11 protein-coding genes are annotated in these 12,375 nt (G+C 54.7%); 5 read left to right on the forward strand and 6 right to left on the reverse strand.

What is annotated here, in order from left to right:
* Positions 1 to 255: 255 nt before the first annotated feature.
* From MHK04_RS10755 to MHK04_RS10770, 4 genes are all read left to right on the forward strand, one after another.
* Positions 256 to 630, forward strand: coding sequence for an ImmA/IrrE family metallo-endopeptidase (locus MHK04_RS10755; RefSeq protein WP_324291890.1), 375 nt, complete (start codon positions 256 to 258; stop codon positions 628 to 630).
* 810 nt (positions 631 to 1,440) lie between these two features.
* A complete protein-coding gene (locus tag MHK04_RS10760) occupies positions 1,441 to 1,857 on the forward strand; it encodes a hypothetical protein (protein WP_023021030.1) in 417 nt (138 codons plus the stop codon).
* Between the two features lie 182 nt (positions 1,858 to 2,039).
* Entirely contained in the window at positions 2,040 to 2,354 is a 315-nt protein-coding gene (locus tag MHK04_RS10765; protein ID WP_023021029.1) for a hypothetical protein, read from the forward strand.
* A 78-nt stretch (positions 2,355 to 2,432) separates the two neighbouring features.
* Positions 2,433 to 3,533 carry a site-specific integrase gene (locus MHK04_RS10770; RefSeq protein ID WP_239208756.1) on the forward strand — a complete coding sequence of 367 codons (1,101 nt, stop codon included), beginning with the start codon at positions 2,433 to 2,435 and terminating at the stop codon, positions 3,531 to 3,533.
* Between the two features lie 139 nt (positions 3,534 to 3,672).
* Here MHK04_RS10770 and MHK04_RS10775 read toward each other — a convergent pair whose 3' ends face one another.
* The 3 genes from MHK04_RS10775 to MHK04_RS10785 all read right to left on the reverse strand — a co-directional run bounded on the left by MHK04_RS10775 (position 3,673) and on the right by MHK04_RS10785 (position 7,780).
* The gene (locus tag MHK04_RS10775) at positions 3,673 to 5,007 is read right to left on the reverse strand and encodes an NAD-dependent succinate-semialdehyde dehydrogenase (protein WP_441303155.1); all 1,335 of its coding nucleotides are present in this window, start codon (positions 5,005 to 5,007) and stop codon (positions 3,673 to 3,675) included.
* 156 nt (positions 5,008 to 5,163) lie between these two features.
* A complete protein-coding gene (locus MHK04_RS10780; RefSeq protein WP_239208754.1) occupies positions 5,164 to 6,369 on the reverse strand; it encodes an oxygenase MpaB family protein in 1,206 nt (401 codons plus the stop codon).
* Positions 6,370 to 6,412: 43 nt separating this feature from the next.
* Positions 6,413 to 7,780 (reverse strand): oxygenase MpaB family protein, encoded by a 1,368-nt coding sequence (locus MHK04_RS10785; RefSeq protein WP_239208752.1) that lies wholly within the window; start codon positions 7,778 to 7,780, stop codon positions 6,413 to 6,415.
* A 464-nt stretch (positions 7,781 to 8,244) separates the two neighbouring features.
* Here MHK04_RS10785 and MHK04_RS10790 point away from each other — a divergent pair, with 464 nt between their 5' ends.
* Positions 8,245 to 9,312 carry a PDR/VanB family oxidoreductase gene (locus MHK04_RS10790; RefSeq protein WP_200288804.1) on the forward strand — a complete coding sequence of 356 codons (1,068 nt, stop codon included), beginning with the start codon at positions 8,245 to 8,247 and terminating at the stop codon, positions 9,310 to 9,312.
* Positions 9,313 to 9,323: 11 nt separating this feature from the next.
* Here MHK04_RS10790 and MHK04_RS10795 read toward each other — a convergent pair whose 3' ends face one another.
* The 3 genes from MHK04_RS10795 to accB form a co-directional block, all read right to left on the reverse strand.
* Positions 9,324 to 10,247 (reverse strand): DMT family transporter, encoded by a 924-nt coding sequence (locus MHK04_RS10795; protein ID WP_239208750.1) that lies wholly within the window; start codon positions 10,245 to 10,247, stop codon positions 9,324 to 9,326.
* Positions 10,248 to 10,415: 168 nt separating this feature from the next.
* Entirely contained in the window at positions 10,416 to 11,789 is a 1,374-nt protein-coding gene (gene accC, locus MHK04_RS10800) for an acetyl-CoA carboxylase biotin carboxylase subunit (RefSeq protein WP_239208748.1), read from the reverse strand.
* Between the two features lie 33 nt (positions 11,790 to 11,822).
* Positions 11,823 to 12,374: an acetyl-CoA carboxylase biotin carboxyl carrier protein gene (accB, locus tag MHK04_RS10805; protein ID WP_239208746.1), complete on the reverse strand. Its 552-nt coding sequence runs from the start codon at positions 12,372 to 12,374 to the stop codon at positions 11,823 to 11,825.
* Position 12,375: the final 1 nt, after the last annotated feature.

The raw sequence follows: 12,375 nt of genomic DNA on the forward strand, positions 1-12,375 counted from the left end.
GTCGCGTGGGTGCAAAATGAGCTCAACGAAACACCCCGACAAATCCTCGGCGGCGCAACCCCACGTGAAATACTTAACGAACTATTCAAGCGTGGCGCATCCACCGCTTGATTCCGCCCCCCAGGGGCAAAGGAATTCTCGACCTAATGTCTTACTCCCATTCGGGAACCCAGCCTGATCCATCACGAGTCAGTGTCTCTAAGTCAGACAGTACCTCGTCTACGCATAAACAAACAACCTTTAACACGCCAATGCTTGACGCCCGTATCGATGTGGCGCAAGCCTGCGGCTACCGAATCCGGTGGCATCGTGGTGGGCCGAAAGCAGCATGGATACCCCGCAGAAACACCATCACGCTCCGCCTCGGCATGGACGATGCGCACCCTATGCTCCCTCGCCCACGAGCTAGGCCACGCGCATTATGGTGACCCTCCCGGCCACCACGGCGCCCATGAAATCCGCGCAGACCGCTTCGCAGCCCGACTCCTCATCAACCCCACCGAATACGCCACAGCAGAAGCAATCTACGGACCACACCCAGCCGCCATCGCAGCAGAGTTAGGAGTGACCGTCAATATTTTGAAATCATGGCAACAGCTGTACACAGCACTAATGGTGAAAAGCAGTTAGCAGCAAAAGGAGGGGCCATGAGTTTCACAAACTATGCCCCTCCTCTTTTACCACTATCCCAGATAGAGCAGAAAAGGCCGCCGGATGCCTTTCTACAAGGATGAACTACGTAGCCCCAGCGGCCTTTCCTAGACCCGCCGCTAAAGTACAGAAGGAAGGCGGCGGGACTTAGGGTAAGAGTGCCCTAAAGTCAGCCAGCGTAAGAATTCTGACCGACAGCACTAAGCCTAGTATTACTAACTAAAAATAGCGACATCTCTCTCTGTGAAATTGACTTCATACCACAGGAAACAAATCCATACGCAGGATATTCAAAGTAAAGTATGGCCCACCACAATCAGAGGAAGTTAGCCTAGTAAAACGTAAAAGGCCGCTAAGAGTGCAAGGGGTACCAGCACTACTTAGCGGCCGCAACATGAGCTACTTTTCTACATTAATACAACCAACGTAGAAAAGATCAGGAGAGCGGAATCGAACTCTCAACCGGCCAGTACGTACATCCCCAGCCGGTGTCGAAAACACTAGCCGACTAAAGCTAACCCCGCAACCATTATTCAGCACGACATCAAATTAAAGAACTAGGCGAACTACTACAACCGACTTACCACCCTCATACCAAGAATTTAATGTAAGCGTCAACACTAAACACTTAGGAGTTCACCGAGGCCATCCATGGGCGCCTACACGCTTCGACCAAGCCCTCCCATTTCAGTTCCTGTGCATTCCACCACAAAACCTGACTTTTACTTTAAAATAAGCTAGCATTCCTTTTTGCGTGCTTAACACCCCCATACGACTCAAGGAGACACAATGCTACGCAAGGCAACCATCGGACTGACCACCTTGGCCATCGCCACCACCACCGCCATCGCACCAGCAATGGCAGACGACACCGTCACCTCTGAAACTACCTCTGCCGACGCTGTCGCCACCACCGAAGCCACCCCTGAACAAAACGACGCAGCTTCCTCCAAGCTCGACAAAGAAGGCATCCACGCCAAGTTCGAGGAGCTCTCCAGCAAGCACAAGGAAAACAAGCAAGACCTCGACGCTAAGCACGAAGAGCACAAGAAGAACTTCGACGCAAAGCTCGACCAGCTCTCCAGCAAGACTGAAGACTTCAACGCTAAGGTCGATAAGTTCGTCAAGAACATTGACTTCAGCAAAATCGAGGACGCACTGAAGGTCGTAGAAAAGATCATCGTAATCGCCGGCAAGCTCGCCTAACACGCGTCTTTCAACTCCACCATTGCCTCGGGCACAACACTAGTGCTCAAGGCAATTTTTTATTCCCCCATTCACCTCAAACTTGTGCAGACTGACACAAAAGAATGCAGTTTCCCCGCACAGGCACTACCCTTCTTACTGGGTAAACCTACCCTGAAAGCACCCCCCGATAAGGAGACACAATGCTACGTAAAGCAACCATCGGCCTGACCACCTTGGCCATCGCCACCACCACCGCCATCGCACCAGCAATGGCAGACGACGCAGCCCCCACCAAAGAAACCACTGCAACAACAACTACCACCACAGAAGGCAACTCCTCTCAGCCAGAGAACGCCAAGCACCAAAAGAAGGAAAAGACCCCCGAAGAAAAGCTGCAACAAGCAGAAATCGCTGCCAAGCGACTCGATAACGCTAAGAAAGGCATTGAAGTAACCAAAACCATTGTTGAGATTGGCCTCAAAGTCGGCGAATTTCTATTCCCAGTAGCCGCATAGCCCTATCTCTCCACCGGGCCCCGGCAATCCACAGTATTTGGATTGCCGGGGCTTTTATACAACACAAAGATCTCTATCATGTCTTCAATCAAGTCTTACAAGACCGCAAAAGGAAAGTCCTGGCGGGTCCAGTACCGCGACCCAAACGGCACATCCCACACAAAACGAGGATTCCGCACCAAAAACGAAGCGCAAGCATGGGCCGACAAAAACGCAGTCAATATACGCGAAAACGACTGGATAAACCCCAACGCCGGCAAAATCACCATCGAACAAATGGCCGTCCCATGGCTCACGAACATCACCCACCTCAAACCAAAGACTAAATACGACATGCTCGCTATATGGCGAAACCACGTGAAACCACAATGGGGGAACCGCCAAATATCAAGCATCAAACCATCAGAAGTACAAGTCTGGGTCTCATCACTGGACAAATCAGCCTCACTCGTACGACAAGCACACGCCGTACTAGCCCAAATCCTCGACTTAGCGGTAATGGACAAAGCCATACGCAACAACCCAGCCCGAGGAATTAAACTACCCCGCAAAACCGCCGCAAAAAAGATATACCTCACCGCAGAACAACTCGGACTACTCGTTAACGAATGCACTAAGTACAAAGAACTCGTATGGTTACTAGGCACCGTGGGTCTTCGCTGGGGCGAAGCAGCAGCCCTCAGAGTCCGCGACGTAGACGTCACGCGAAACCGAATCAGCATTGAACGAAACGCCGTCACAGTAGGCACCGAAGTGGTTATTGGCACGCCTAAGACACATGAGGTACGCGAAGTGGCTGTGCCGGCATCGGTGATGCGGATGCTTATACCGGTAATGGAAGGTAAAAGCCCGGATGAGTTGTTATGGCCGCGTCGTGATGGTTCGCCGATGAAGCCGCCTACGCATGGCAAGTGGTACTACAACGCGTTGGATAGGTGTATGGATAAGTACCCGGATTTTCCGCGTGTGACTCCGCATGGTCTTAGGCATGTGGCCGCCGGGTTGATGGTGTCGGCTGGGGCGAATGTGAAAGTTATCCAGCGTGAGCTCGGCCATTCTTCAGCGGCGATGACGCTTGATATTTACGCTGAATTGTTTGATGAGGATTTGGAGGCGGTGGGCAGCGCTGTGGATGAAAAGATTTCAGATGTCGTCAGATTGTCGTCACGTAGGGCTTGAAGAGGGTGTTTATGCAGGTTAAATAGGGTTTATGTCACTGGTTCGAGCCCAGTTGGAGGAGCAAAAATCCCGCTTAGCTTTGCTAAGCGGGTACTTTTGTATTGAGCCCTATTACCTCTGGGCTAGAACGGCTTGTGGCCTAGTCGTTGATGTACAGATACTGCTTATTTACGAACTCATCTAGGGCAAAGACAGAAAGTTCGCGGCCATAGCCGGAATTCTTGATTCCGCCGAAAGGCAGCACTGGGGAGAAGTACTGTCCCAGGTTGACGTGAATCATTCCGGTATCGATCTGGTCAGCCACGTTGGTGGCACGCTCGGTGTCCTCAGAGAAGACGGCGCCGCCCAGACCGTAGTTGGAGTTATTGGCTAGCTCCACTGCTTCCTTTTCGGAAGAGACCTTATAGATTTCGGCCACAGGGCCGAAGAACTCCTCATAGTAGGAGTCGGAGCCTACGGGGACGTCGGTAAGCACGGTTGGCGTGTAGTAGGCCGCAGTCTCATGCAGCTCGCCACCGGTACGGATAGTGGCACCATTGTCCACGGCACGCTGGACCTGCTTGTCTAGGTTCTCTGCAGCGCTGCGCGAGGACATTGGGTAGTACTGGTTCTCTGCTGGGCTGGAAGGATCACCTTGTGCCATTCCCTCGGCGATGCGCACCATTTCATCAACAAACTCGTCGTAGATATCCTCCATGACGATGATGCGCTTATTGGAGGTGCAGGCCTGGCCGACGTTCTCGATGCGCTTGACCCAGGCTTCCTCAGCCGCCTTAGTGATATCGGCGGCATCGAGAATAATATACGGATCAGTGCCGCCGAGCTCCAGCACAGCCTTCTTAAGGTTGCGTCCGGCGATTTCCGCAATGGCGGCGCCGGCGCGCTCAGAACCAGTGAGAGAAACACCCTGGACACGCGGATCAGCAATAACGTCCGCAATCTGGTCATGGTCGGCATAAATATTGATGTACACTCCCTCGGGCAGGCCAGCCTCGCGGAAGATCTCCTCGATAGCAGCGGCGGACTTCGGGGTAATTTCGGCATGCTTTAGCAAAATGCAATTGCCGTTCATCAGGTTCGGTCCGGCAAAGCGGGCGACCTGGTAGATGGGATAGTTCCACGGCATGATGCCCAGGAGGGAGCCAACGGGAAGGCGGCGAACCACGGCCTTTCCGCCGGGTACATCGACTGGCTTGTCTTTATTGTGCTCTGCCGCATTATCCGCATAGAACTGCAGGATATCGCCGGAGAAGTTGATCTCCCACTCCCCTTCCGGGGTGGCCTTGCCCATTTCTTGGGCCTCAATCTTGGCTAGTTCGCCTTTACGCTCCTTAAAGAGCTCGGCAGCACGGGAGACAATCTTGGCGCGCTCGTCAATTGGGGTCTTACGCCAGGTTTGAAAGGCCTCGTGAGACTTGGCTAGTGCATCCTGGATCTGCTCGTCGGTACTGGATCTGCTCGTCGGTAAAGGTATCGAAGGTTTCTACCACTTCATTTGTGGCGGGGTTGGTAACTGCGTAGCCCTTAGACATCGGGACTTCCTTCCTATGGGGTGTGGTTGTTGATGTACGTCGCACAGGCACTGTGCCTATCACAACAGTACGCGATACATGTTATCTATGTCACCGTTTTAGGCGCCGATGGCCATCGAGCCGTCCTTCATTTTCACGCCCTCATCCTGCTTCATGTAGGTGGCATCACGGGTAAGCATCTGGCGGACCATGTCTTCATTCTTTTGGATTTCTGCTTCAAGGGCTTCCTGGTCTTGGCGCAGCAGGTCAAAACGTTCTTGCACTAGTGGGGCTTCCATTTCCAAGATGGGCTGCATCACGGAATGCGCCACGCCACAGGCATCAGCCGCCTCATCGCCGTGGATGATGCGCACATGCGCAGCGGTCCAATCTGCAAGCGTGTCTTCTGGAAAGCCGGTGAGTTCCTTAGCATTAACAACGAAGCCGGACATCAGGGCATCGACAAGCTGGCGGGCAGCCTCATTAATCTCGCCGTCGACCGCATGGATGGTGTCCATGGTCTCCTGCGAGGCCTCTACATCATCTTCGCCGCGGAAGAGATCGGAGCGGATACCCAACATGCGGCCGACTATCTTCCACAGATAGAACACGTCCTTTTCTTCTTCCGCGGTGAGTTGCCAGCCCATGCGGCGCAGCCCGGCATATGGGATATACGTGAAATCGAACCAGGTGCGCAGCATGTCGAATTCACTAATCGGCGCACCATAGTCGGAATAGTCCAAGCCTTTGCGGTTATGTACGCGGCGCACATGAGCGTGAATCGCGCGCACCATGCCTGTATGAATAAAGCCCTCCCCTCCTGGCTGCAAAGCATCCGGCAGGTAAAGCGAATAGGTCCAATTTGTGGTGTAGGCAAGGCGCTTGACTGCACCGTCAGTAAGCTCGCCGGTGTTAACCAAAAGGTCAGCGATGGCCGGGGTAGCATACGTATGCACCAAGGAACCAGGGCCCAACGCCAGACCGTGACTCAACGGCGGGATGGATAGGTAAGTGCGGCGACCACGCTCAAGCTTTTCGGCGTCTAGACCAGCAAGCGCCTTGGTCATATCCTCAATCAATGCCGCTACCTCCGGCAGGGTATCGTCATCGGCGGTGCCGCGAGCTAAGGCCTCGCGCAGGTTGGGCATGATTTCCTTGACCGTATGACCGCTGGTGAATAGGGCGTCTGCCACGGGATCCATAGCCCAGAAGGCCTCTTGGTAGCGGTCTGCGCGCTGCGTGCCATACTTGGCCACAAATTCTTCGCGGCTACCGCGGCCGGCCGGCCATTCATTTACGGTGCTCAACGGTGCTGGTGCATTCATTGTGGTTTCTCCTTATAGTCTGGTGAGAGTTGGTGAAGTCGGTTTAGCTGCGGGCTTCTTTCGAGTCATCGTGCAAGGTGTAATCGGACTTGGTATCTGGTTCGTTCTTAGCGATGTAGTCTTTGATCACCTCCGTCACCGCAGTCCAAGGGGGCTTGCCGTTATTGGCTCGCTTTATCCTGGCCCTTTTCGCACCTGGCAGCTTGTCCCGAATTCGGGCCGCACGAGCTTCCGCTTTAGCGGCTGCCTTGAAGAGGATGGCCCAAGGCCTAAAGTTGATCTTTTCCCAGCGTGTGCCCTGCACCATAAACTTGGTGTCTTTCTCGCCGCAGATGGTAGATAGTGCGCCAAGGGCAACGTGCGGCACGAGGGGGTTGAGGCTTTCTAGGATGGACATCAGCGCGGTAGCCACACGCTCGTGGTAAGCAGAGGAATATCCGCCATTGCCATAGATGTAATCAGTCATCTTGCGCATTTCATCGCCAGTTTTAGGGATAAGGCGCTCCTCCGCTCCCATCATGTAGAGGATGTATCCCCAATACTGAGCCACGTCATCCCACTCCTGGCCGCTATGCGGACGGCCAAAGAACTCGTCGATTGCAAGCGGCATCATGCCAAACCAGCCTTCTCCAGAGACGAGGAAACTGGAGCCGATTGGACGCCCGAACTCGTTATAGTGCTCCGGACCCCACATCTTTTCCAATCCGCGGTTTGCCTGGGCGTGGAGCAAACGCACGCGCACCGCCGCCTTGCGTCCCTCACCAAAACGCTCGAAAACGTTCTTCTTTCCTAGATCCACAAAGAACTGTGCAGTCTCAATAGACCGCTGCATGGCTTGGAACTCGAACATTCCGGTCTCACCTGTGGCCGCTGAGGTGCGGTCCTCCAACGTGGTTGCCCAATAAGCAAAGGCGATAGCAAGAATCTCTGAGGTGCGGGTGACGTTGTAATAGGCTACGCGCCCGCGTTCGGCGGCCTCGAGGTCTAGCCAACCTGGGATCCGATCTACTTCTTGGAAAAACTCCACCAACTCAGGGGCAGGTTCACGCACCGTATCGATGCCCTGATTTAGCGCCTGCTCGAATTTTTTCCGCGATTCCTTCGCTCCATCGCGACGGAAGGCTTGGGCGAGCTTCTCACCCGTCTCATCGGTTTGCCACATGTGGTCATCTAAAAGGCGGGTTTGCGCAGTACCGTAGCCCTCCCAAGAATCTTCCACTGAGTGCCAAGAATCAAAAATATTATGGCGCAACACGGACCAGCTCGGGGTGGGGGTGCGCCGCTTAGGTGCCGGGCGCAGCGGCATTCCATCGCGGTAAAAATAGCGGAAATCCTCATAAGGATTATCGGACATCGGCAAAATCTCTGGCTGCGTGGCTTCGCTCGCCAAGGGCTTCGTGGGGGTTGACATTGCAGTGACTCCCTTTCTTCACTCAAGTGTGAGACCACACACTGTTGAACAATATGTGCTCTATGTCACCTTTAATACGTAGTGGTCATCGTATAGAGAGTCAGATTGCACCGCAATGGAATTCGCGGAGGTTTACCCATTTTGCTCTGCTTTAAACTTTCAACAGTGGACAGAAGGGCTTGAATTACACCCCCTACCATGAGAAATAAGACAGAAGGATGCGCCAGGAAATCTTTTAATTTGAAGCCTTCACCCACCCATGTGGGTGTATCGAATGCGCTTAACTGGCCCAGTGTTACTACATGAGTGACATAGAACTCAGTTAGTGGCTACTATGTCCTCAATTACTTTAAAAGCTGAATGGCGTGAAGTGGTGCCGCGAGATGCGAATGGGCCGCACAGCGTTAGAACGCTTCACAGGCTTCCCTCGCTCCGCCCACGCCATTGAGCAGAAAGGGGCCACAATGGACGAAACTTCCTTAAAACACTCTCCGGCACGAGGCACAGCAAAACGGAGCGAAGGTTCGCGGCTGCGGGCCACAGTACAGCAGGTCACCCCAGTCGCTGATGACCTTATGGTGCTGGAATTCTGCTTTAAGAAAGGAGCGAAACTCCCCGACTACTCCCCTGGCTGCCACGTAGACGTCACGCTCACCGGGCCAGAGGATACGGAGTTAGTGCGCCAGTACTCCGTTTTTGAAATGCCATCCAAAGAGACCCCCTGTGGCGGCGCCGGTGCGGATTCAACCTACGGCATCGCCGTTAAACGCGAAGAGAATTCGCGGGGTGGCTCCCTTGTCATGATGCAACTTCGCGCGGGCGATGAGTTACTCATCTCCCCAGCGCACAATAACTTCGAACTCGTTGACACCGCCAGCTACTATGTGCTCGCCGGCGCCGGTGTTGGTATTGCGCCTATGCTTTCCATGGCCCAATCGCTACAGCGCCAAGGCAAACCCTTCATGGTTCTCTACTTCGCCTCTAGCATTACCCGCGCCGTACTGCTGCCCCAATTGCGCAGCATATGCGGCGATAGTCTCATTGAAGTTTTTGGCTCACCCCGTGCACGGCAAGAAGAAATCTACCGACACCTGTTGTCCCAAGCCCCGCAGGAAACAGTGTTTTATGTATGCGGTCCGCAAGGGTTCATGTCCGGCGCAAAGGAGGTAGTGCTGGACTATCTTCCCCACCAGAATTTCCACTGGGAAAACTTCCACCCTGATATGGAAGCGCTTAGCGGAGAGAAAAATGCCGGTGCAGGCGATTGCGCTTTCGACGTGGAATTTTGTGGGGAAACCGTTCACGTTCCAGCCAATGTCACTGTACTCGAGGCACTCGAGGAAGCTGACTTGCCGGTGATGTCACGTTGTTTAGAAGGCACCTGCAGCACCTGCGTTATGAAAGTGATAGAAGGCGAGCCAGATCATCGAGATTCCGTCTTTAATGAACAAATGCATGCAGACGGCGCCTTTGCGCCCTGCGTTTCACGGTCACTGGATAGACGCCTGGTGCTCGAGCGCTGGCGCCGCTAAGGCACTACGCTTTAGAGCGAACGCACCATCACGACCCCAATGATGACTAAGGCCAGTCCCACTACGCGGTGAATAGGGGGCAGTCCCCGGCGCGCATGCCCCCAGCCGAGCGACTCTACTACCTGACCGCACACAATTGATCCCACCAACGATCCAATCACGGTCGTTCCCGTGCCCAAGATGGGAGAAAGCGTAGCCCCACCAACCACGAAGAGTGCCCCAAGGACTCCACCGAACCACATCCACCACGGACCAGGGGCGGGACGGGTGAAAAGAGCACGCCGCGGACCTCGGGGGGCGATAGACAGCACTGCAAGCAAGAGCACGCCGACTGCTAGAGAAACCTCGCCGGCGGGAAGGGGGTTGCCCAATGCACGGCCGAGGAAGCCGTTGACAGCAGTTTGGGTTGCTGAGCCCATTCCAATAAGAACCCCAAAAAGCCGCCACAACCACAGCTTCACACCACTGGCTGTAGCATGCGTAGTAGCGGCACCGCGCCCGATTTCCAATACCAACGCGATTCCGACCAACACCACGGCCACTCCGAGGATGCGCAGCGGGCCGACTCCAACGTGTGGGGAATTAAATATGCCGGTGGTATCGCAAAGCAGACCCATTGTTACCTGCCCCAAGATAGGCAAGATAACGGTCTCCACACTGCCGATGCGAGGGAAAAGCAGAATATTTCCCACGATGAAGGAAACTCCCATAAACCCGCCGAGCCACACCCACCAGGGCTGTTGCGCAGCGGTGGCTAAATCCGGAATTAGGTGACCGGTGAGCGCAAGAGCAATAAGCGCAGAAACGAACAAGCCAATAATAAAGGAAAAGAATCCCGCCACAATTGGGGAACCAATACTTTCACGAAACCGCGTATTAATGGCCGTCTGTACCGGCACTATGGCGCCGACCAGCAGGGCGGCAATGACCAACATAGAGCGTCCTTTCTTATAGGCAGCTGGGGGGCATCGCCAAGCATGGCTTCTGCCACATTGCACAATGCAGAAACACTGAGAGTGCAGGCCCAGGGTTGTGGGACCTGCACTCTCGGAGAGGCGGCAGCACTGCCATGAGATGGTGCGGGCTAGCTACCAGAAGATTTATTAATCCGTGGGAATGGAGTCCGTGTTCTCCAGTAGCTTGGCCACATAACCGGTATTGAACTCACCGCTGCGGAACTTTTCGCTATCGAGCAACATCGCCTGGAACGTCGCAGTCGTCACCACGCCCTCCACCTCTAGCTCATCGATAGCGCGCAGCATTCGAGCGATGGCTTCATCGCGATCTTCTGCCCACACGATAAGTTTGCCGACCATAGAATCATAGAAAGGTGGGATCGTGTAGCCAGTTTCGATGTGGGTATCCATGCGTACACCAAAGCCGCCTGGAACGCGATAGTGTTCGATCTTGCCGGGGCGAGGAGCGAAGTTTTGGTTCGGGTCCTCAGCATTGATGCGGCATTCAATAGCGTGGCCGCGTATCTCAATATCATCCTGCCTGATGGACAACTTCTGTCCGGAGGCAATGCGTAGCTGCTCCTTGATAAGGTCCACACCGGTAATCATTTCCGTAACCGGGTGCTCGACTTGGATACGGGTATTCATCTCGATGAAGTAGTACTTGTTTTCCGTGTTGTCGAACACGAACTCGATGGTACCGGCGTTTTTGTATTTAACTTCCTTGCACAGGTTGATGGCAGCTTCCTGCATCCCCGCTCGGAGTTCCTCGGTCAGGACCGGGGACGGGCCTTCCTCAATAAGCTTCTGGTTACGGCGCTGGGAGGTACAGTCACGCTCTCCCAAGGCCACGACGTTCTCTCCATCCGAAAGCACCTGGATCTCAATGTGCCTAATATCGGTGAGATAGCGCTCGATGTACACCGAGGGATCGTTGAACGCCGATTCGGCCTCGTTCATGATCTCATTGAGATCTTTTTCCAGCGTGTCCTCGGATTCAACCACGCGCATGCCACGACCTCCGCCGCCGGCTGCAGCCTTAATAAGCAGCGGGAAGCCTGTGTTGCGGGCGACTTCCATCGCCTCATCAATTTCGGTGACTACTCCATCGGAGCCGGGCACGGTGGGCACCCCGGCAGCTTGCGCGATGCGCTTTGCCTCGATCTTATCTCCCATCAAACCGATGTGTTCGGCAGAGGGACCGACAAAGCCGATGTTTTCTTCTTCCACCATGCGTACAAAGTCGGGCTTTTCAGATAGGAATCCGTAGCCGGGGTGAATGGCGTCGGCCTTAAAAGCCATGGCCGCAGAAAGGATGAGCTCGGGGCTGTTATAGCTTTTCGCGGCGTTGGCTGGGCCGATGCAAACGGCCTTATCAGCTAGTTTAACGGGCAAGGAATCCTTATCACCCTCAGAGTAGACGAGGATGGATTTTATCCCCAGCTCCTTGCAGGCGCGGATAACGCGCAAGGCGATCTCGCCGCGGTTGGCGATCAGAACGCTATTTAAGAGATCTGACATGTTTTCCTCCAGATCGTTGTGCGGGAACGGGGCTTACTTTGGTTCGATGATCATAAGTGGCTGGCCGTGCTCAACGGCATCCTCGTTGTCCACGAGGATTTCCTTGACAGTTCCGGCAAACTTGGCCTCAATATTGTTCATCAGCTTCATAACCTCGACGATGCACAGCACCTGTCCTACCTCGACCTCATCGCCAACTTTGACGAATGGGTCCGCGCCCGGCTTCGGGGAAGCATAGTAGGTACCGACCATAGGAGCGGTGACGGTCTCGCCCTCTGCTGCCGGAGCTCCGGAAGCCTTCGACTGCTCCTGATCAGCTGGTTCTTGTGCAGCGGGTGCCGATGTGGGCTCTTCCTGCGCTGGCGCCTGCTGTGCGGGGACTTGCTCTGCCGGGGATGCGGCTGGAGCAGCTGCAGGTGCGGCAGCTGCTTCCGGAGCCGGGGCTGGACGGTTGAGGCCGCCAGGCGTGCGGGACATGGCGAGTTCGATGTCGCCATACTTGATCTGCAGCTCCTGGATATCATCGGAAAGGTTGGCCCACTTCAGGAGGGCCTTCAGATCCTGCAGGTTGGTGGTATCAGTCATG

It is taken from the genome of Corynebacterium nasorum (assembly GCF_022345765.1).
Classification (GTDB): Bacteria; Actinomycetota; Actinomycetes; order Mycobacteriales; family Mycobacteriaceae; genus Corynebacterium; species Corynebacterium kefirresidentii.